The sequence below is a fragment of the Halomonas almeriensis genome, assembly GCF_030409235.1.
GTDB lineage: Bacteria > Pseudomonadota > Gammaproteobacteria > Pseudomonadales > Halomonadaceae > Halomonas > Halomonas almeriensis.
Genome location: NZ_JAUFPO010000009.1, coordinates 356636 through 376778, shown reverse-complemented (window position 1 = coordinate 376778; position 20143 = coordinate 356636). Strand labels below are relative to the sequence as shown.

General features: G+C 61.7%; 16 protein-coding genes. 4 read left to right on the top strand and 12 right to left on the bottom strand.

The features are described 5' to 3' along the window. Nucleotides 1–20: 20 nt before the first annotated feature. The 5 genes from QWY74_RS08555 to ampD form a co-directional block, all read right to left on the bottom strand. On the bottom strand, nucleotides 21–2939 hold the full coding sequence (locus tag QWY74_RS08555; RefSeq protein WP_290314152.1) for a hypothetical protein: 2919 nt from the start codon (nucleotides 2937–2939) through the stop codon (nucleotides 21–23). A 322-nt stretch (nucleotides 2940–3261) separates the two neighbouring features. Continuing rightward, nucleotides 3262–3747, bottom strand: coding sequence for a hypothetical protein (locus tag QWY74_RS08550; RefSeq protein WP_264824083.1), 486 nt, complete (start codon nucleotides 3745–3747; stop codon nucleotides 3262–3264). Between the two features lie 641 nt (nucleotides 3748–4388). After that, nucleotides 4389–6434, bottom strand: a complete 2046-nt coding sequence (gene aceF / locus QWY74_RS08545; protein ID WP_290314149.1) for a pyruvate dehydrogenase complex dihydrolipoyllysine-residue acetyltransferase — start codon at nucleotides 6432–6434, stop codon at nucleotides 4389–4391. Nucleotides 6435–6506: 72 nt separating this feature from the next. Beyond that, nucleotides 6507–9185 carry a pyruvate dehydrogenase (acetyl-transferring), homodimeric type gene (gene aceE / locus QWY74_RS08540; RefSeq protein ID WP_264824085.1) on the bottom strand — a complete coding sequence of 893 codons (2679 nt, stop codon included), beginning with the start codon at nucleotides 9183–9185 and terminating at the stop codon, nucleotides 6507–6509. Nucleotides 9186–9520: 335 nt separating this feature from the next. Then, nucleotides 9521–10090: a 1,6-anhydro-N-acetylmuramyl-L-alanine amidase AmpD gene (ampD, locus tag QWY74_RS08535; RefSeq protein ID WP_264824086.1), complete on the bottom strand. Its 570-nt coding sequence runs from the start codon at nucleotides 10088–10090 to the stop codon at nucleotides 9521–9523. A gap of 232 nt (nucleotides 10091–10322) precedes the next feature. Between ampD and nadC the strand changes: the two genes are divergently transcribed. Then, the gene (gene nadC / locus QWY74_RS08530; RefSeq protein ID WP_290314147.1) at nucleotides 10323–11177 is read left to right on the top strand and encodes a carboxylating nicotinate-nucleotide diphosphorylase; all 855 of its coding nucleotides are present in this window, start codon (nucleotides 10323–10325) and stop codon (nucleotides 11175–11177) included. A gap of 211 nt (nucleotides 11178–11388) precedes the next feature. Here nadC and QWY74_RS08525 read toward each other — a convergent pair whose 3' ends face one another. Next, on the bottom strand, nucleotides 11389–11946 hold the full coding sequence (locus tag QWY74_RS08525; protein ID WP_290314146.1) for a GNAT family N-acetyltransferase: 558 nt from the start codon (nucleotides 11944–11946) through the stop codon (nucleotides 11389–11391). A gap of 90 nt (nucleotides 11947–12036) precedes the next feature. On the opposite strand from QWY74_RS08525, the gene tsaA reads away from it, so the two are divergent. Continuing rightward, nucleotides 12037–12765: a tRNA (N6-threonylcarbamoyladenosine(37)-N6)-methyltransferase TrmO gene (gene tsaA, locus QWY74_RS08520; protein WP_264824090.1), complete on the top strand. Its 729-nt coding sequence runs from the start codon at nucleotides 12037–12039 to the stop codon at nucleotides 12763–12765. Between the two features lie 74 nt (nucleotides 12766–12839). Here the strand turns inward: tsaA and purC are convergent, their stop codons facing one another. The 4 genes from purC to dapA all read right to left on the bottom strand — a co-directional run bounded on the left by purC (nucleotide 12840) and on the right by dapA (nucleotide 16316). Then, nucleotides 12840–13553, bottom strand: a complete 714-nt coding sequence (purC, locus tag QWY74_RS08515) for a phosphoribosylaminoimidazolesuccinocarboxamide synthase (RefSeq protein ID WP_264824091.1) — start codon at nucleotides 13551–13553, stop codon at nucleotides 12840–12842. Nucleotides 13554–13620: 67 nt separating this feature from the next. Continuing rightward, nucleotides 13621–14412 carry an MBL fold metallo-hydrolase gene (locus tag QWY74_RS08510; RefSeq protein ID WP_290314145.1) on the bottom strand — a complete coding sequence of 264 codons (792 nt, stop codon included), beginning with the start codon at nucleotides 14410–14412 and terminating at the stop codon, nucleotides 13621–13623. Beyond that, nucleotides 14412–15386, bottom strand: coding sequence for a lipoprotein-34 (locus tag QWY74_RS08505; RefSeq protein ID WP_290314143.1), 975 nt, complete (start codon nucleotides 15384–15386; stop codon nucleotides 14412–14414). Before QWY74_RS08505 ends, QWY74_RS08510 begins: the two co-directional genes overlap by 1 nt. Before the next feature lie 45 nt (nucleotides 15387–15431). Then, entirely contained in the window at nucleotides 15432–16316 is an 885-nt protein-coding gene (gene dapA / locus QWY74_RS08500; RefSeq protein WP_264824094.1) for a 4-hydroxy-tetrahydrodipicolinate synthase, read from the bottom strand. A gap of 177 nt (nucleotides 16317–16493) precedes the next feature. Between dapA and QWY74_RS08495 the strand changes: the two genes are divergently transcribed. Beyond that, nucleotides 16494–16970: a peroxiredoxin gene (locus tag QWY74_RS08495; protein WP_290314142.1), complete on the top strand. Its 477-nt coding sequence runs from the start codon at nucleotides 16494–16496 to the stop codon at nucleotides 16968–16970. A gap of 98 nt (nucleotides 16971–17068) precedes the next feature. Here the strand turns inward: QWY74_RS08495 and QWY74_RS08490 are convergent, their stop codons facing one another. Both QWY74_RS08490 and QWY74_RS08485 read right to left on the bottom strand, forming a co-directional pair. After that, entirely contained in the window at nucleotides 17069–18169 is a 1101-nt protein-coding gene (locus QWY74_RS08490; protein WP_264824096.1) for an AI-2E family transporter, read from the bottom strand. Then, a complete protein-coding gene (locus QWY74_RS08485) occupies nucleotides 18166–18414 on the bottom strand; it encodes a sulfurtransferase TusA family protein (protein WP_264824097.1) in 249 nt (82 codons plus the stop codon). Before QWY74_RS08485 ends, QWY74_RS08490 begins: the two co-directional genes overlap by 4 nt. 151 nt (nucleotides 18415–18565) lie before the next feature. On the opposite strand from QWY74_RS08485, the gene QWY74_RS08480 reads away from it, so the two are divergent. Further along, entirely contained in the window at nucleotides 18566–20026 is a 1461-nt protein-coding gene (locus tag QWY74_RS08480) for a M48 family metalloprotease (RefSeq protein WP_290314140.1), read from the top strand. Nucleotides 20027–20143: the final 117 nt, after the last annotated feature.

Below are 20143 nucleotides of genomic sequence, written 5' to 3'. Positions count from 1 at the left end.
TTTGTTTCACGGGCTGGAGGTTATTGCACCTCCACGCAGAACTGAGCGCTTTCGCTCTGACCAGCGGCCAGTTCACCGATCTGCCACTCAAGATTCTCACCAGAAATGCTGGCTGCATCTCCCGTTGTGGCATCCTTGGCGGCTTCAAGCGTCGTGAATTCGGTAACCGAATCGTTAATGGTCACTTCTTCGGCTACTGTGGCGCCCTCGTTGCGAGCTTCCAAGCGCCATACTACACACTGGCCTGGTTCTACCTTGGTGTCCTGTTCAGGCTTAAAATCACCTGCTGAAGGCCAGCTACCGCCACCACAGGCACAAGCGGTATCAATAGCGGCGCTTTTCTCAAGACGCACCTGACCAACAATCACTTCAGTGGTATCGGTGGCGACACCCTCAATCCCGTTACCAGCATCAGCCGTCAGGGTGTAGGTATCCACATCGCCCTGGCCGGCACTGGCCGGTGCAAAGACAGTGGTCTTGACATCCAGGCGCTCACCTGGCTCCAGGGTCACGACGGTATCAGCGCCGCTGTTATCGATAGTGACCTCAACAGACGTGCCATCCGGCGCACGCACATCTACGCTGCCATCAGGAATATTGGCAATGTTCTGCCAGGAATCGGGCGTTCCGTCCCCAGTGGTGTCCACCTTCAGCTGAGTATTATTGCTAAAGCCGCTCGCATCATTCTCAGTGGTCAGCGTGACGTCTTCGGTGGTGTTACCGCGATTGGCCAGCACGTGCTTGTAGTCGACGTTACCGCCGGGCTGCACCTGGTTCTGACCGTCCGGTGTCACAGCGATTTCGCGTTCTTCCTTGACATCCACCGCATCAAGTTTTTCATCCGATGCACCAGAGTTGGCAGACTCAATGGTAAAGCGAATCGGGTAGTCGCCGTCTGAGTCTGAGTTGCCATCCACAGCAGCAATACCATCAACCGACCCTGTAAAGTCGCCCAGGGCCTGGCTAACCACGGAAGACACCTGGACAACGGCTTCATAGTGGTAAACCGCACCGCCCGGAATATTAGGGGTCGAGGTGACTGTGCTGCCAGCGTTGGCGTCGTTGTCGATAGTGTCATCACCATCAGTATCAACACCCAACTCACGGAAGGTGACGTCCCAGCCGTCCGGCAGGTCAGCGCCCAGAGTGAAAGAATCCGAATTGCCGCTGTTGTTGGCCGCAAATAACGGGAAGGTCACCGAGCCGCCTACATCGGCCTCTTCAGTTGTGGTGGGTGACGACGCATTGAACTCATCGGCATCGATGGCAGAGTCAGTCAGGTCATCCCCTGAACCTGTAAAGCTGTTGGCCAGGTCAATGGTAGGCGGAAGAATGTCATCAAGCTGTTCCAGCTTGGTATCCGATACGCTGGGGTCGCCGCCTGACGTGGCAGTCATGGTCGCCACATAAGGCCCAGCACCGTCGACACCTGAAGGCAGTTTGGCGCGTACGCGGATATCCAGCGTGTCACCCGCTGCAATAGAACCGGTGTCAGGGGTGCCGTTACCGTTGGTATCGGTCAGCTGGGTGTTGTTGGCCGCATTCCAGAATTCAAAAATGGTGCCTGTGGGGAATGCCTGTGCACTTGTCGGTACAGTAGCTGAGCCATTATACCCTGAACCCGCATCGTTATTGATGGTCAGGTCAAAGGTATCGGTGGCGTTACCATCGTTGGTGATAGCGTTACCAAACACGGCGGTACCGCCAGAAGACACATCTTGCTGCTTCGCGATGTCATTCGACGTTCCATCCGCATCATCTTTGCCAGTATCGCCAGTATCAGCCGCATCAACGTCATAGATGGGGTCGACGGTGGTGGTTACCGGGTTGGAAGGTACCGGATCGTCTGGAGTACCATCGCCATCGAGATCACCCTGGGCGGCAAAGGTGTTGATAAACTCGGTGCCGGCGGGGGTGTTAGGATCGTTAGGATCAAACGAGACGGTAAACTCGATCGACACCGTGGTATTGGCAGGCAGCTCGGCATCCCGGAACGAGATACCGTCAATCCCTGTCTCGCCCGTTGTGCCGTCATTGTCCAGATCTACGTTCGCTGGCTCATCAACTTTAGCCAGATTCGATGAGGAGTAATTATGGCCTAATGCTTTTAGCGCGGTGCCTTCTTTCCACTGGTCACCATTATTCCCCAACAAACCATTGACAGAGTCGATCTCGACAAATGTAGTGCCTTCGGGGAAAGCATCAAAGATATCGACATCATCGGCTGCACGGCTACCGGTGTTGGTGACCTGCAGGGTGTAGGTGATCTCGTTGTTACCCCGATCCACCACGGCAGACTTGGTGGGCACCAGTACCGCATCCTCGGTGACTGTAACCGTATCGACGTTGGTATTGTCGTCACCATCGCCATCGGCACCGATATCATCTACTACACTGCCTGCACGTCCAGCATCACTGGACTCAACCTTCAGTATCGACTTAATGGCGGGATCGCTGGCGGTCGCAGTGCTATCAACCGGCACCGCGACTACCAGCTCGACCTGCTCGCCGGCATTCAGGGTAATCTGATCACCAGCACCACCAGTACCGCTGACAATTGGCTCACCGGCATCCGGAAGGCCATTACCGTTGGTGTCACGGTAAACGTCGTGGCCATCAACGTTGGAGATAGTAAAGGTTTCTTCCGTATTACCCGTGTTAGTCAGGGTATGCGGGAAGTAGACCGTTTCGCCGGGCGCACCAGCCTTGTTACGGTCGTCCAACAGAGTAGCAGCAAAGACCTCGGCCACGGTGACGGTGGATTCATTGGACTGCGCCGAGTATTCGTTACCATTTTCATCTTGGTAGGTAACCGTGGCTCGGTTATTGATCTCGGTGCCGGCGGGGGTGAGCGCCCAGGCCTGCCCCGAGGCAACCGCCCCGAAAGCCAACCCGGCGACCACCATCGCCAGAGGCTTTTTAGTGAAATGTCGTTTCATGATATTTTCCTAATCATCTGCTCAAGAATGGGTGCGATGTTGCGATGAGTGAAGCCATGGCGGCCAGGATGCAAAGCTTTCTAACCTCCTTGGTGCTTGCCGGAAAACCGGACCTGGATTTGACCAGAACCACCGGCCCTGGCCACAAAAAACCTAACCACTTGTTTGGGGGGTACACATTTTTGGGGGGTACACATTACTGCGCTCACATATGCGACGTTGAAACCAGCTTTTAAATGCGCACACGCCAGCCCTATTCTCCGCTTTTCCGGCTGATTTCGCCTGGCCTGACCTGGCCGTCGCTCGTGGGTTTAGTGCTTTCTTAGTCGACCTGAACCCGGTAGACGTAGGTCTGAGTCTGGTCGGGGGCAATGCTGTCGACCGGCTCCCAGCGCAGCTGGGCATAGTCTTCCGGCGGTACCACTTCCTCCCGCTGATCCCCGTCTTCGTCAGTCACCGTGCGGGTATAGGGTTCGCTCTGGAAGTCATCACCCTGGCCGGCGCTAACAGTGAATTTAGCGTTGACGCTAGCGCTATTCGTGTCAGCCAGGTAACTCGTGTTGCTCGGAATCGGCCCATTGATCACCAGCCCGGAAAGCGTGCGGTCTGAGACATTGGTGTACATCAGGCGGTATTCGATGATATCGCCAGGACCCGCTTCCTCAGCCGGCATCATCCGCTCTTCACCGGCTTCCTTCACCACCAGGTAACTTTTCAGAGTACTTTCCAGCGGGGATTCCTGGGCGCTGGCGGCGTTGGCCAGCAGGCAGGCGCCCAAGAGGACGGCACTTAATAAGGTCTTTTGCATATTGACACCCGTTAATCAGGGAAGCTTAGCCACACTTAGTACAACTATCCCGCACCATACGAAAAACGGCCTTTCTAAACAAGCCAGAGTCAATTTTTTTCATCTTTTGGGGATGGACAGGAGGTGTGGACCGACCGTTTCAGGCGGGTAGAAGCTTAGTGGACCAACATCACCTTCCTAACATCACCCTCTTAGTATGCTTGGCCCCGTCAAAGGGGTTGGTTAGGATTTGTACATGTGAGTTTCCTCAATGTCTACGGCTTAGTAAGCGAGGGACTTTCAACGGTACTGTGCCTCTCTGGTATCAGTGGGTTGATTACCGACCTGTCAGCACTTCGTCGCGCATCTAACCTGGTCTACGAGCAAGGGTCATCCCGCCCGGTGGGAGCAGGCCTCATATCCGCCGCCCCCTTGTCGCGACTGACCGTGAGCCTGAACCAGCTCTCGAGGAAATCAGAGCGCACTTCCCGTTGCCGGGCGTTCAGGGGACGTTTACCTTCACGTCACCCAGAGACACCACCCTCGGGAACAGCGCCAGTCAGGCGCTGCGCGCCATGCCTGGCGCACCACCAAAAAAAGCCCCACCTGAGTGGGGCTTTGCAGTTTTTTGCAAGCTCTGGCGTGGCCGCCCAGGCTTAGCGCTACAGCAACATGCGACGGATATCGGTAAGTGCATTCGCCAGGAATGCCGTGAAGCGCGCCGCGTCGGCGCCATTGACCGCGCGGTGGTCATAGGACAGCGACAGCGGCATCATCAGCCGCGGCTGGAAGGCCTGGCCATCCCACACCGGCTTGGTCTGGGACTTGGAGACCCCGAGGATGGCCACTTCCGGCGCGTTGACGATCGGCGTGAAGGCCGTGCCGCCAATCGAGCCCAGGCTCGAGATGGTGAAGCAGCCGCCGGTCATCTCGTCACGCTTGAGCTTCTTGGACTGCGCCTTGCCGGCCAGCTCGATGGATTCCTTGGCCAACTCGATCAGCGACTTCTGGTCGGCATCGCGAATCACCGGCACCATCAGGCCATCCGGCGTGTCCACGGCGATGCCGATATGCACATACTTCTTGTGCACTACTGTCTCGCCGTCACTCTTGATGCTGACGTTGAACTGCGGGAACTTGCGCAGTGCGAAGGCACAGGCCTTGATCAGGAAGGGCAGCGGCGTGAGCTTGGCGCCCTGGGCCTCGGCTTCCGCCTTCATGGACTTGCGGAAGTTTTCCAGCTCGGTGATGTCGGCTTCGTCGAACTGGGTGACGTGCGGCAGGTTCACCCAGCTGCGATGCAGATTGGTGGCGCCCATCTTCATCAGGCGGCCCATCGGCTTCTCTTCGACCTCGCCGAACTGACTGAAGTCGACATCCGGCACCGGCGGGATACCCGATCCGCCCTCGGCGGCTGCCGGGCTGGCGGGCTTGCTGGCCTGATTGGCGATGGCCTGCTTGACGTAGGCCTGGACGTCTTCCTTAAGCACGCGTTCCTTGGGACCGGACGGCTTTACCAGCCCCAGGTCGACGCCCAGCTCACGCGCCAGCAGGCGCACCGCCGGCCCGGCATGCACCAGCTTGCCGTCACGCGGCTTGTGCGCCGCCATTTCGGCCTCGGGGCTGGGACGACCGCCGCCGGGTGATGACGGCTGAGCTTGCTGGCTGCTCGACGCCTCGGACTTGCCGGCGCTCTTGTCGGCGCCCTTGTCGGCAGAGCCGCTTGACGCCGCCGGCTTGTCGGCCCTGGCGGTCGCGGGATTGCCGCCCGCGGTCTCGATGAAGCCGATCACATCGCCCTCGGAGACGGTATCGCCTTCCTTGACCTTGAGCTCGACCAGTTTGCCCGTGAAGGGGCTCGGCACATCCATGGAAGCCTTGTCGGACTCCAGGGTGATCAGCGGGTCTTCCTCACTGACCTCGTCCCCTTCCGACACGCCCAGCTCGATGATCGGCACATCACTGGAGCCGCCCAGATCCGGTACGCGCACTTCCTTGCGCTCCGGCTCAGCGCCACCGCCTTGATCCTCGGGCTCTTCGGCCGCCGGCGTCTCGGCGGGCGCCTCGCTGGATGCCTCGGCGGCATCGCTACCACTCGCGGCCTCGTCTCCGCCTTCACCGGCGACTTCCATGCGGCCGATCACATCGCCCTCGGAGACGGTATCGCCTTCCTTGACGGTCAGACTCACCAGCTTGCCGGCATGCGGGCTGGGAACATCCATGGAAGCCTTGTCGGACTCCAGGGTGATCAGGGTGTCTTCCGCCTCGAGGGTATCGCCCTCGCTGGCGGACACCTCGATGATCTCGACATCGTCGGCACCGCCCAGATCCGGCACCGTGATATCCACCGTGCGCGAGCCGCCGGACCCGGCCGCCGGCTTCTCGGGGGCCTCGGACGACGCCTCCTGCTCATCGGCGCCGGAGGCAGCGGTCTCGTCCGCGGCTGGTTGCGGCTGCGCATCGCCGCCGCCTTCTCCTTCCAGCTCGACGATGTCGTCCCCTTCGGAGACGGTGTCGCCTTCCTTGACCAGCACCTTGACGACCTTGCCGCCCTTGGGCGAAGGCACGTCCATGCTGGCCTTGTCGGATTCCAGTGTAATCAGGGTGTCCTCGGCATCGATGACATCACCTTCCGACACCGCGATCTCGATGATTTCGACATCGGTATCGCCACCGATATCAGGCACTTTGATGATTTCGCTACTCAAGGTCGCGCTCCTTCAAACTCTTGACGGGGGGCGGGCCAAGAGGCCCGCCATGCCACCGGGTCGGTCGACGACTCACATCTCAAGCGGATTCGGCTTGTTGGGGTCGATACCGTACTTCTCGATAGCCTCGGCCACGACCTTGCGGTCGATCTCGCCACGGTCCGCCAGCGCCTTGAGCGCCGCCACGGTGACGAAGTAGCGATTGACCTCGAAGAAGTGACGCAGCTTCTCGCGAGTGTCGGAGCGGCCATAACCATCGGTACCCAGTACATGATAGTCAGTCGGCACCCAGGCGCGCACCTGATCGGCAAAGAGTTTCATGTAGTCGGTGGCGGCAATGGCCGGTCCCTGGCGCCCTTCCAGGAGAGTGGTAACGTGCGGCTTGCCGGGCTCCTGGGCAGGCTTGAGGAAGGCCTGACGATCGATTTCCAGGGCTTCGCGACGCAGCTCGTTGAAGCTGGTGACACTCCAGATATCGGCGCCGATGCCCCACTCCTCGGCCAGCAGCGCGGCGGCGGCCTCGACCTCGATGAGGATGGTGCCGGAGCCCATCAACTGGACGCGCCCCTTGTCGCCCTGGGTCTCGCGCAGCAGGTACATACCCTTGATGATGTCCTCGGTGGGCACCTCCTCGAGGGCCGGCTGCTCGTAGTTCTCGTTCATCACCGTCAGATAGTAGAAGCAGTTTTCCTTGTCGGTATACATCCGCTTCAGACCATCCTGCACGATCACCGCCACCTCATGAGCATAGGTGGGGTCATAGCTGCGGCAGTTGGGGATCATCGACGCCTGCAGATGACTGTGGCCATCCTGGTGCTGCAGGCCTTCACCGTTGAGGGTCGTGCGACCGGCGGTACCGCCCACCATGAAGCCGCGCGCCTGCATGTCGCCGGCGGCCCAGGCCAGGTCGCCGATGCGCTGAAAGCCGAACATCGAGTAGTAAATGTAGAACGGCAGCAACGGCAAACCATGGTTGCTGTAGGACGTCGCCGCGGCAATCCAGGAGGACATGGCGCCGGCTTCGGTGATGCCTTCCTCGAGGACCTGACCCGCCTTGTCCTCGCGGTAGAACATCAACTGACCCTTGTCGTGGGGCTCGTACTTCTGGCCTTCCGAGGTGTAGATGCCCAGCTGCCGGAACATGCCCTCCATGCCGAAGGTCCGCGCCTCGTCGGGCACGATGGGCACCACGCGCTTGCCGACCTTCTTGTCCTTGACCAGGCCATTGAGGATCCGCACGAAGGCCATGGTCGTGGAGACTTCACGGCCATTGGAGCCCTTCATCTGGGACGCGAAGGTCTTGTCCTCCAGCGACGGGATCTCGAGGGCCTCGAAGTCCGGGTTGCGTGCCGGCAGGTAGCCGCCGAGACGCTCGCGCTGGAGATGCATGTACTTCATCTCCGGGCTGTCGTCTTCCGGCTTGTAGTACGGCATCTCGTTTTCGATCTGCTCGTCGGTGACCGGAATACCGAAGCGGTCACGGAAATCCTTGAGGACCTCGGGATCATCGATGGACTTGACCTGGTGCGCTTCGTTGTCGGCCTCGCCACCCGCGGCCCCCAGACCATAGCCCTTGACGGTATGGGCCAGAATGACGGTCGGGCGACCATTAGCGTTGTGGAAGGCCTCGTGATAAGCGGCATAGATCTTGAACGGGTCATGGCCGCCGCGGTTGAGCTTCCAGATATCCTCGTCGGTCATGTCCTGGACCATTTCAGCGGTCTCGGAATACTTGCCGAAGAAGTGCTCGCGGGTATAAGCGCCACCGTTGGCCTTGTAGTTCTGGTACTCGCCATCGACCGCTTCGTCCATGCGCTTCTGCAGGATGCCCTTCTTGTCCTTCTCGAACAGCGAGTCCCAGAGCCGGCCCCAGACCACCTTGATGACGTTCCAGCCGGCACCGCGGAAGACGCCCTCGAGCTCATCCATGATGCGCGAGTTACCGCGTACCGGACCATCGAGACGCTGCAGGTTGCAGTTGATGACGAAGTTGAGGTTGTCAAGCTTCTCGCGGCTGGCCAGGTGAATCGCACCCAGCGTTTCCGGCTCGTCGCACTCACCGTCACCCAGGAAGGCCCAGACCTTGCGATCATGCATCGGCTGCAGGCCACGCTGATCCAGATACTTCATGACGTGAGCCTGGTAGATGGCCATGATCGGCCCCAGTCCCATGGAAACCGTGGGCAGTTGCCAGTAGTCGGGCATCAGCCAGGGATGCGGATAGGAAGACAGGCCGTCGCCATCGACTTCCTGACGGAACTTGTCCATCTGGTCCTCGGTCAGGCGTCCTTCCAGATAGGAACGCGCATAGACACCCGGAGAGCTGTGGCCCTGGATGAACACCAGGTCACCCTGAAAGTCGCCATGAGCGGCACGGAAGAAGTGGTTGAAACCCACGTCGTACAGGGTCGCGCTCGACATGAAGCTGGCCAGGTGACCGCCGATCCCCTTGTTGGCCTTGTTGGCCCGGGTGACCATGGCGGCCATGTTCCAGCGCACCAGCGAACGGATACGACGCTCCATGAACATGTCGCCCGGCATCGGCGCCTCACGGTGCACCGGAATGGTGTTGCGGTGCGGGGTCGTCACCGAGAAGGGTACTTGCATGCCATCGCGGCGATAGCGGTCAGCCAGCCGGGTCATGAGGTACCGGGCACGGTCCTCACCCTCGCGATCCAGGACCGATTCCAGGGAGTCCAACCACTCCTGGGTTTCGACCGGATCGAGATCTTCTCGTGTCTCAAGACTCATAGACGTCTCTCCGAATGACGTTGGGGCGACAGCCCCGAGCGAGGGGCGTGTGGCGCTCTGTTGGAGGTACGTGGAAGCGTGTCCACGTCAGCTGCCAGATTTTGTAGTCGTTTTACAAGGCAACGCAGCCATGCGTGGCGGGTAACTCGACGATACCGTAAAGACTCATGGCTGCCAATTGAAACAGAATTGGAAATTTTTTTCAAAATGCATAGCCTGCCTCCAGCCGCTCTGCCAGAGGCTTCCCGATACACTGGACGCCTTAACTCGCCACATCTTGAAGCGGGCCATCAGGACGCGACAAAGGAAGTCATCCGTATGAAACAAATGTTTTATTACACACCAAAAAAAGGCTCTGCCAGGCACTGATGGAAGTACGCCCAGTCGAAGGCGGGGCCGGGGTCGCTCTTGCGCAATGGCGCGACATGAGCGTGGCTGGTGATGCGCGCCGGAGTCAGCTGCGGATACCCGGCCAGCAAGGCCCGGGTGGCCGACACCAGGCAGCGGTATTGGGCCGCGGTATATGGCGTGACCTCATCGCCTTCCAGTTCGATGCCGATCGAAAAGTCGTTCAGGGCGCGACGCCAGCGTTGCCCATCCCGCCAGCAGGAGCGTCCGGCATGCCAGGCTCGCGCCGAGAAGGGCACGAACTGCACGCATTGGCCATCGCGGCGTATCAGCAGGTGTGCCGAGACACGCAGATGCTGGATGGCGGCGAAATACACATGCGCTTCGGGATCCAGGCGGTTGGTGAACAACGCCTCGATGGCATCACCATGGAAGACACCGGGCGGCAGACTGATGGAATGCAGCACCAGCAAGGATACCTCGCCCTCTGGCCGGGCATCCTGATTGGGCGAGACGACGGCTCTGGCCGGCTGCCACCATCCATGGTCGATCGACATGCTTTTCCCCTGACGTAAAAGTCCGACTATCCATTATACTGCAGCCATGACGCCACACCGGGAGACGCGGCACAACGCATCCAGCATGGTAAAGCGCCAGGCCCCAGGAGTGGCCAGCCCCGCAAGACCAGCTTACTGCCCGGGGAAGTCTTCCGTGGGGCTGCCCTGAGCAGCGCGAATGGCCGGCGTCGACATCGACAGAGTGTTTCCACCGCACAGAGACGAACCCATCATGCACTATCAGGACGCCCTCGCTGAAGAAATCCGCGACAGCGCCGCCCGGCTTCTCGCCGAAGACGTTGGCCCCGGCGACATCACTGCCGAACTCATTCCCGAAAAACACTGGTCACGAGCGCGCGTCATCACCCGCGAGGCCACCGTGCTGTGCGGGGTCGCCTGGGTGGATGAACTCTTTCGCCGCCTGGATCCCAGCGTGAGCCTGAGCTGGCAGGCCGCCGACGGGGATCGACTCGCGGCCGGCCAGACCTTTCTGGAACTCGAAGGACCGGCACGCAGTCTGCTGACCGGTGAACGTGCCGCGCTGAACCTGCTGCAGACGCTTTCCGGCACCGCCGCCCGGGCCCGCCACTATGTCGACCTGCTGGAGGGCTCCGGCGTTCGCATGCTGGATACCCGCAAGACCCTGCCGGGCCTGCGTCTGGCCCAGAAATATGCCGTGTCCTGTGGCGGTGGTCACAACCACCGGATCGGGCTCTATGATGCCTTTCTCATCAAGGAAAATCACATCGCGGCCTGCGGCAGTATCGACGCGGCAGTCCGCGAAGCGCGTGACATCGCTCGCGACCTGTCGGTGGAAGTCGAGGTGGAGACCTTCGAGGAACTCGACCAGGCCCTGGAAGCCGGGGCGGATATCATCATGCTCGACAACTTCTCGCTGGACGACATGCGCGAAGCGGTGAGGCGCAACGCCGGGCGCGCCACTCTCGAGGCCTCTGGCAATGTCGACGACACACGTCTGCTCGAGATCGCGGCGACCGGCGTTGACTGCATCTCCAGCGGCGCCCTGACCAAGGATGTACAGGCCGTCGACCTGTCGATGCGCTTTCTCCCACAGGAGGGGGAGTGAGGTGTGAAGAGGGATGAGTGAAGAGGGAAGAGTGAAGAGGGAAGAGTGAAGAGGGATGAGTGAAGAGGGAAGAAGGATGAGTGAGGGGTGAGGAGTGAAGGGTGAGGCGTGGCTCGCCCCTCGTTTCTCGTTTCTCGTTTCTCGTTTCTCGTTTCTCGTTTCTCGTTTCTCGTTTCTCGTTTCTCGTTTCTCGTTTCTCGCGACTCTGCGGTCAGGTTTCCACCGCGGCCAGCGACTTCTTCAGGAGCCTGCGCTGAAGCTGCTGGCCGCCGCGCTCGACCCACTCCTCGCGCATCCGCTGCCAGCCGCGCTTCTCCAGGCTATCGGCCAGCACCAGACTGGCGGCGATCTCGACTCCCGTGAAGCCCTGCTCCACCAGCAGACGCTCGGCATGCACCAGCAGGTTCGCGCCAATCCCGCGACGCGCCAGCGACGGCCAGACATAGAGTGACTCGACCCGGCCGGCCGCCACATCCAGCTCCAGAAAGCCCACGCAACGCCCCTCGCAGCAGGCCACGAGGGTGGAGTAGAAGACATGACGCGCTACCCAGGCGCTGCCGTCACGCGGCAGCACGGCCGCCCAGGCTTCACGGGCCTCGCGGGAATAGTGGCCTGCCGCGCCCTGCATCACGGCATGATGGAAGACCTCGGCCTGATCCGCTCCGTCCGCGCCTCGGGCGAAGCGATAAAAAATCCGTGGCGAGCGTCCTCGCCCGGTCGGCTCCTGGTGGGCTTGTGTGGCGTGGGGCGCGGTATCGGCATGACGCATACGGCACTTCCTGAGATGATGTAACCGCCACGAGGCTACCTAAACCCGAGACTCGGGCCAACCCCGGGACTCGACGCAGAGCGACACCGCATGACTTCCCCTTGCCCCCCGGACAACAGCATCGAGCTGACGCCGATCGGTCACATACAAAGTGACTTTCCCGACAAGTTCGGCGTGCCGCGTCAGCCGGGCCTGGCCGATGCGGCCCGAGCCACCCTGGTTCTGGACCCGCCCCATGATGACCCTCTGACCGTGCGCGGCCTCGAGGCCTTCAGCCACCTGTGGCTCACTTTTCTCTTTCACCTGAGCCCACCGCGCTGGACGCCACTGGTACGACCGCCACGCCTGGGCGGCAATACCCGCATCGGCGTCTTCGCCAGCCGCAGCACGCACCGCCCCAACCGTCTGGGCCAGTCGCTGGTAGAGCTGCTGCACCTCGAGACCACGGGTGGCGTACGCCTGTATCTGCGCGGTGCCGACCTGGTGGACGGCACGCCGGTGCTGGATATCAAGCCCTATCTACCCTGGGCGGAATCCCGCCCGCAGGCTCGCGCCGGCTTCGCCCCGGCAGCGCCCGACCTTCTCCCCGTGCGCTTCAGCCCCACCGCCCAGGCCGCCCTGGCGGCTCGGTGCGACGCCACCTCGCTGGGCGAGCTGATTCAGCAGGTGCTCGGCCAGGACCCCCGCCCCGCCTACCGCCGCGGCGACGAAGCGCGCACCTACGGCGTGCGCCTGCGCGACGTGGATGTTCGTTTTCGCGCCGTGACAAGCGAAACAGGCCAGACACAGCTGGAGGTCGTCGAGATCGTGAGGATGTGAGAAACCGCGATCGGTCGGAAGCCGATACGAAGAAGGGCCCCGCGGGGCCCTTCATGCAGATCATCTCGATCGCCTCAGGAAAAATCGACGCCGATGCGCCTGCCGACCTCCTCGTAGGCCTCGATGACACCGCCCAGGCCTTGACGGAAACGGTCCTTGTCGAGCTTTTCCCGGGTATTGGCATCCCACAGGCGGCAGCCGTCCGGGGAGAATTCGTCGCCCAGCACGATGCGACCATGAAATAGGCCAAACTCCAGCTTGTAGTCCACCAACAGCAGGCCGCCGTCGGCAAACAGCTGCTTGAGCACTTCATTGACTCGGTAGGTCAGCGCCTTCATTTCCGCGAGTTGCTCGGGCGTTGCCCAGCCGAAGGTCTCGGCCAGCGACTCGTTGATCATTGGGTCATGCTGGGCATCATTCTTGAGAAAGAGCTCAAAGGTCGGAGGGGTCAGGTCACTGCCCTCTTCCACCCCGAGGCGCTTGACCAGCCCACCGGCGGCAATGTTGCGAATCACGCACTCCACCGGGAGCATGTCCAGTTTCTTGACCACACACTCGGTATCGGACAACAGGCGCTCGTAATGCGTGGCAATGCCCGCCTCCTGCAGCTTCTCCATGACGAAGGCATTGAAGCGATTGTTGACCTGGCCCTTGCGCGCCAGGGACTCCATGCGCTCGCCATCGAAGGCACTGGTATCATCGCGAAAGTGCAGGATCAGACGATCGGGGTCGTCCGTGGCATAGACCGACTTGGCCTTGCCGGCATAGAGTTCTTGCTGCTTGTCCATAGGACCTCCGGGACACAAAAAGAGAAATAACCGAATGAGGGGATCGGCATCCTGCCATGCCGTTTCTTCAGCGGATCATCCGCCAGTCCAGCCCCGTCTCCTGAGCGGCAACGGCCAGGCGGGCGGCATCGCCGTCGAGTAGGGGTTCAAGCACTTCCCTCGCCAGCTCGGGGCGATTGTTGTGCTCGGAAAGATGCGAACAGACGATATGCTGCAGACGATCGAGCCCCAGCTGTCGCATCAGCCAGGCTGCCTGCTGGTTGGCCAGGTGCCCCCAGCGCCCGGCGACCCGTCGCTTGAGGCGCGGTGGGTACGGGCCGTTCTCGAGCAGGTGCGGGTCGTGGTTGCACTCCAGCACCAGGGCATCGCAACCCCGAAAGGCCTCCACCACGTGATGACTGGGGTAGCCGAGGTCGGTCAACAGACCAAGCCGGGAACCACCGGCCGAAAGCCTAAACTGCACGGGTTCCCTGGCATCATGGGGCACCGTGATCGGTTCGATCTCGATCCCCTTGATCTGCAGCGAGGACTGCGGCGTCATCCACAGGCAGCGGGGCAGCTCACCAGTGCGTCCGGCCATCCAGGTGCCGGGCGTCATGTAGACCGGCAGGCCGTGCTTCCTCGCCATGGGCCCTACACCACGCAGATGATCGCCATGCTCATGGGTCACCAGCAGGGCCTCGAGTTGCCGTGGATGCAGGCCCAGACGCCCGAGCCGCCGCTCGGCCTCCTTAAGGCCGAAGCCACAGTCGATCAGCAGATGCGTTTCGCCATCACTGACCAGGGTGGCATTGCCCTTGCTGCCGCTGCCCAGGGAAGCAAAGCTTAGCTTCCCCGATGTCCCGTGCGGCGGCGTCATCAGCGCAGCAGACCTCCCACACGCTCCAGAAGTTCGCGGATGTCATTGTCCGCCAGGCTATCCCCTTCGGTGCCAGCCGCCTTGACCAGGGTGGTGCCGTCGCCCTGACGCGTCAGGTCCAGGCGAACCCGCGTCATGTCCTCACTGAAGTCCAGGGAGGCCACGGAGCTCCAGAAGCCGCGACTGCGCTCACTGAGCAAGAGATAATCCACCAGGAAGGTCTGCGCTGCCATGTCCTGGTCGACCAGCTGGCGCCGCCCCGCCACGGAAAAGTCGGACTCGAGCTGAGCGCTCAGTTCGGCCCAGGCACGCTGCAGGCCGAAGGGCAGCGTCAACTGCCACTCGCCATTGCGCTGTTCGAGACGCGGCGGCTGACTCTGCTGATTCATCTGCCCCTGGGTCGCCAGGCCCGAAGCCGTGGCGCTGGCCAGATTGCTGCGCTCCTCGAAGCGCCGCTCCAGTGCCCTCAAGCAGCCGTTCTGCGGGGCAGCGTTGCGCTCGCAGCGCACCTCGCTCTCCCCCGGCTGCAGGCCGGGACTGACTGTGATACGCCCCTGCTGCGTGTCGAGCTGGCCGGCTCGCTGGTTGCGCGAGATTACCTCGAGACCACGAGTCGCCACGAAGTCCTCGAGCTCCGACCACACCACGCCGGGAGAGGCGCCAACCACCAGCCAACGCTGATTGCCGGCTTCACGGCGCGCCACACCGCCGGCTGACACACCACTGCCGACATTGAGGGCGCGCGGCGGCGGTGCCTGAAAATCCTCGCCCTGTGCCGCAAAGCCACCCGGTGCATCGGGTACCGGCATGGCGTTGCGATAGCGTCCGGTATTGCGTGTATCAGGCAACACCAGAGGCTCACTTTGCTCGGCCTGGGCGTAATCGACACTTCGGTTATCGTAGTAGCCTTCTCGAGCGCAACCCGCCAGTGCCATGACAGCGACCAGCGGCATCCATTTGAGCGCAGCGTTCATGCGTCCACCTTGCGTCATATCATCAAAGATGGCCTCGGCCACCACTCAGTCTTCTATCAGCCCTGCCAGCTGAAGTGCCTCGCTGACAGTGGAATGATACTTCTCGGAAAGCCAGGTCAGCGGCAGACGAATGCCCGGCTCGACCAGCCCCATGCGATGCAGGGCCCACTTGACCGGGATCGGGTTGGCCTCGATACCCAGATAGGTGTGCAACGGCATCAAGCGCGTGTTGATCTGATGCGCCTTATCGGTCTCGCCGGATACGGCGGCAGCGCAGAGTTCATGCATGGCCTGGGGGGCCACATTGGCGGTCACCGAGATATCGCCATGGCCGCCCATCAACATGAAGTCACAGGCCGTGCCATCATCACCGGAATAGAGCATGAAGCCACTGCCCTCGAGGCGCGCGATCAGATCCTCGGCGCGCTCCAGGTTACCGGTGGCATCCTTGAGGCCGATGATGTTGTCGACCTCTGCCAGACGCAGCACGGTCTCATTGTAGATATCCGAGCAGGTGCGGCCGGGTACGTTATACAGGATGACCGGCAGGTCACTGGTCTCGGCAATCGACTTGAAATGTTGATAGAGCCCTTCCTGGGTGGGCTTGTTGTAGTAGGGGGCGACCGTCAGACAGTAATCGGCGCCCACCTCCTTGGCGTAACGGGTCAACTCCACCGCCTCGGTGGTGTTGTTCGAGCCGGTGCCGGCGATGACCGGAACGCGACCGCCGACCTCTTTCACCACGGCGCGAATCACGTCGAAATGTTCGGCGAATGACATCGTCGTCGGCTCGCCGGTGGTGCCGGCCGCGACAATGCCATCGGTGCCATTGTCGAGGTGGAAATGCACCAGGCGACGCAATGCCTCCCAGTCGATCTCGCCACCTGTCTTCATCGGTGTCGCCAGTGCGACGATGCTACCCGTGATCATCTTCTGCTCATCCTCCCGGCCTGCCTGGTGACATGCGGGCTGGCGCCCGGTCGATATCTTGCCGATAAACTTCAAATGGTACTCAGGCCGCCGGGAGCTGTACAGCGGCGACTTTACAGTTTGCTTCAGGTTGCGTGTAATCTGGCGAGTCGGCGACACCACCCGAAAGGAGACATCATGAGCATAAGCCTCGGCCAGCCCGTGCCCGATTTCACCGCCACCGCTACCGGCGACCGCGAACTGACCCTATCGGCCCTGCGTGGCCAGCAGGTCGTGATCTATTTCTACCCCCGCGCCAGTACGCCCGGCTGCACCACCGAAGGCGGTGATTTTCGCGACCACAAGGCCGCCTTCGATGCCGCCAACACCGTTGTCATCGGCGTTTCCCGGGACGGCATTCGCGCCCAGGAAAACTTCAAAGCCAAACAGGGATTCAACTTTACGTTGATTTCCGACAAGGAGGAAAACGTCTGCCGGCTGTTCGATGTCATCAAGCTCAAGAAGCTCTACGGCAAGGAGCATCTGGGTATCGAGCGCAGCACTTTCCTGATCGACAGCGAAGGCAAGCTGGCGCGCGAATGGCGTGGCGTCAAAGTCAAGGGCCATGTCGAGGAAGTGCTGGAGGCGGCGCAGGCCCTGCATGCCGGCGAGTGACCCAGCCCTCTCATGCGGCGGTCCGACATTGTCTGACCCTCAGCAGCGACCCTGATCGCTCACCGTCCCGGCCCGCCGCCAGCCCGGCCGGGATCACGTCACGGGTCAACAGGCTGTTCCAGTGACACTTCTTCACGGCGCTGCTGAATACCCCTTGGCCAGGCATAAACCAGTGCCTTGAGCAAAGTGGCCAGGGGAATGGCAAAGAAGATGCCCCAGAACCCCCAGATCCCCCCAAAGAACAGCACGGCCAGTATGATCGACACCGGGTGCAGGTTCACGGCTTCGGAAAACAGCACCGGGACCAGCACATTGCCGTCCAGCGCCTGGATCACGCCATACGCCACCAGGACATAGACAAACTGGTCGCTGATCCCGAAATGAAAACCCGCCACGGCGGCCACGGGCAGAGTGGCGACCGCCGCTCCGATATACGGCACCAGAACCGAGAGCCCGACCAGAACCGCCAGCAAGGCCGAGTATGGCAGGCCGAAGAAGATGAAGGTAAAAAAGGCAACGCCACCCACGATGATGATCTCGATGAACTTGCCGCGCACATAGTTGGCGATCTGATCATCCATTTCCTGCCAGATACGCTTCATCAACTTGCGGTTTTGCGGGAGTAGCGACACCGTAAAGCCGACCAGCCGGTCGCGGTCCTTGAGCATGAAGAAGACCAGAATCGGTACCAGTACCAGATAAATGATCACCGAGAGCACATTGCCCAGGGACGACAGCGACAGCGTCAGGGCCCGCTGGCCCAGTTGGGTCACTTCCCGCCCGGCCATGCCGATCCAGGACTGGATCTGATCCGGCGTCACCAACTGAGGGTAGCGGCTCTGCAGGTCATCCAGCAGCGACTGCCCACTGGCGAACATGCGCGGGGTCTCCTGGAGAAAGTTGACCAGCTGGTTCCAGATCAACGGCAGCAGGACCAGTGCCAGCGCCAGCAGCAGGCCCAGAAACCCCAGAAAGACAATGAGCACCGCCAGCATGTGCGGCACCCGGCGCCTGGTCAGCCCGTTCACCGCCCCCTGGAGCAGAAAGGCGAGAACCAGGGCCGTCAGGAAGGGTGCCAGCATCTGGCCCAGCCAGATGACCACGGCGAAACCCAACGCCAGCACCAACAGCAGGATGACGGCTTCCTCGTCGGAGAAATAGCGCTCCACCCAGCCACGAAACAGCGACTTCAGGGTCATGGGGCCTGCTCCCCCGCTTTGCGGATCCAGTAGTGATAAACATCCCCGCGCACCTCACGGGCCGGCATTTGGTGGCGACTCTGGGCGATGAAGGACTCGAAGTCCCGCCAGGAACCGGCATCCGTGGCCTGGACTTCCAGCAACTCCCCCGCCGCCATCGCCGCCAGCGCCTGCTTGGCCTTGAGTAGCGGCAAGGGACAGGAAAGACCTTGTGCATCCAGCACTTCATCGGCTTGCAGCGTCATGGTGTCTCCCGGGTGGTATGGGGGTCGGCCTCGCAGGGTCGGGGCAATGCCACCGACGCCCCTGGGGATTTAAAGGCACTTTGACCCTTGAGGCAATGTCAGATACCCAGTGACTGCTACCATTTCCCGGCCACTCCCTGACGAGACCAAGATGCTACGACGACTCGCAACCTGCCTTGGCATGGCGATGGTGTGCCTGACCCTGGCCATCCCGAGTAAAGCCCTGGATCTGGACCTGGAACCACCCGAGTTACCAACGCTGGTCAACAGCAATACTCAGGCGGTAAGTGGCGAGGAGATCCGCCTCGGCCGGACCTGGCTGCGCCAGTTTCGCGCCCATGCCAGCGCCTGGGATGACCCCATCACCCAGGCCTACGTGGAAGCCCTGGTAGCCAGGTTGCTGCCGCATACTAGCTTGAGCGGCATCGAACCCATCACCACTCTGGTCGGCAGCGCGCGGCTCAATGCCTTTGCCGTGCCGGGTGGCGTGATCGGCATCAATGCCGGCCTGTTCGCCTTTGCCGAGCAGGAGGCGTCGCTGGTGTCGGTGGTCGCCCACGAGCTGGGGCATCTCGAGCAACGCCACTATGCCCGTCGCAAGGCCCGGGCCGAACAGACCCAGATCCCCACCATGGCCGCCATGCTGGCCGGCATGCTGATCGCCGCCGGTGGCGGCGGGGATGCCGGCATCGCCGCCGCCATGGGCTCCCAGGCGGCTTTCGTCCAGGACCAGCTGGCCTACTCGCGGCGTTTCGAGCACGAAGCCGACCGCCGTGGCCTGCAGATCATGGCCAGCGCCGGCTATGCCCCCCAGGCCATGGTCGACATGTTCCGTACCATGCAACGCATGATCTCCCTGCAGGGCGGCAACCCACCGGAGTTTCTACTCACCCATCCGGTCACCCAGTCGCGCATCAGCGACGCCCAGAGCCGGGTCGATCAGCTGGCCACCGAGGCATTGCGAACTGACAGCCTGGCGTATCAACTGGTGCGTGCCAGAAGCCTGCTGGCCATTCATCACCGTGACCCGCGTCAGGCGCAAACGCGTCTGGAAAAGGATGACGTCCCTCAGGATGCCCGGCGTTACCTGCAGGCGCTGATCGATGCCGAGGAAGGCCGCCCTTCAAGCGCACTGGAAAGCCTGGATGCCCTGTCCGAACAGCACCCCGATCTTTCCCTGCTGCCGGCCACCGCCGCCGACATCGCGCTGGAAACCGGCCTCGTCGAACAGGCCATTGCCCGCAGCCGCCAGCAACTGCGCCTGATGCCAGGGTACTTTCCGGCCCGCCTGGTGCTCGGCGAGGCACTGCTTCAGCGGGACGCCAATGCGGCCTATCAGGTGCTGCGCGACCTGGCCAACGATCGCCGCGAGGATCCCCGGGTATTCGCCCTGCTCGCCGAGGCCGCCGGCCACAGCGGGCGCAAGGCCCTAGGGCATGTTGCCCGTGCCGAGCAACTGCAACTGACGGGGCGAATCGACCAGGGCATCGAGCAACTGGAGATCGCCAGGGACATTGCCGAACAGCAGGGTGACGACACGACCCTGGCGCAGATCGCCCAGCGTCGCGACACCTTTATCGATTACCGCAACAGCATGGAAGACTTTCGATAGCGCGGCTAGCAGCGATCAGAACGATGGCACCGTGCGCAACGACGGCAACCCATCCACTGGCTGCGCGCCTCACGCCTCACGCCTCACGCCTCACGCCTCACGCCTCACGCCTCACGC

Excerpts from the sequence above, each read along its gene's own strand:
- QWY74_RS08510 (WP_290314145.1), bottom strand. The coding sequence starts at position 14,412 with ATGACGCCGCCGCACGGGACATCGGGGAAGCTAAGCTTTGCTTCCCTG.
- QWY74_RS08505 (WP_290314143.1), bottom strand. The coding sequence starts at position 15,386 with ATGAACGCTGCGCTCAAATGGATGCCGCTGGTCGCTGTCATGGCACTG.
- QWY74_RS08525 (WP_290314146.1), bottom strand. The coding sequence starts at position 11,946 with ATGCGTCATGCCGATACCGCGCCCCACGCCACACAAGCCCACCAGGAG.
- nadC (WP_290314147.1), top strand. The coding sequence starts at position 10,323 with ATGCACTATCAGGACGCCCTCGCTGAAGAAATCCGCGACAGCGCCGCC.
- purC (WP_264824091.1), bottom strand. The coding sequence starts at position 13,553 with ATGGACAAGCAGCAAGAACTCTATGCCGGCAAGGCCAAGTCGGTCTAT.
- dapA (WP_264824094.1), bottom strand. The coding sequence starts at position 16,316 with ATGATCACGGGTAGCATCGTCGCACTGGCGACACCGATGAAGACAGGT.
- tsaA (WP_264824090.1), top strand. The coding sequence starts at position 12,037 with ATGACTTCCCCTTGCCCCCCGGACAACAGCATCGAGCTGACGCCGATC.
- QWY74_RS08485 (WP_264824097.1), bottom strand. The coding sequence starts at position 18,414 with ATGACGCTGCAAGCCGATGAAGTGCTGGATGCACAAGGTCTTTCCTGT.
- ampD (WP_264824086.1), bottom strand. The coding sequence starts at position 10,090 with ATGTCGATCGACCATGGATGGTGGCAGCCGGCCAGAGCCGTCGTCTCG.
- QWY74_RS08480 (WP_290314140.1), top strand. The coding sequence starts at position 18,566 with ATGCTACGACGACTCGCAACCTGCCTTGGCATGGCGATGGTGTGCCTG.
- QWY74_RS08495 (WP_290314142.1), top strand. The coding sequence starts at position 16,494 with ATGAGCATAAGCCTCGGCCAGCCCGTGCCCGATTTCACCGCCACCGCT.
- QWY74_RS08490 (WP_264824096.1), bottom strand. The coding sequence starts at position 18,169 with ATGACCCTGAAGTCGCTGTTTCGTGGCTGGGTGGAGCGCTATTTCTCC.
- QWY74_RS08555 (WP_290314152.1), bottom strand. The coding sequence starts at position 2,939 with ATGAAACGACATTTCACTAAAAAGCCTCTGGCGATGGTGGTCGCCGGG.
- QWY74_RS08550 (WP_264824083.1), bottom strand. The coding sequence starts at position 3,747 with ATGCAAAAGACCTTATTAAGTGCCGTCCTCTTGGGCGCCTGCCTGCTG.
- aceE (WP_264824085.1), bottom strand. The coding sequence starts at position 9,185 with ATGAGTCTTGAGACACGAGAAGATCTCGATCCGGTCGAAACCCAGGAG.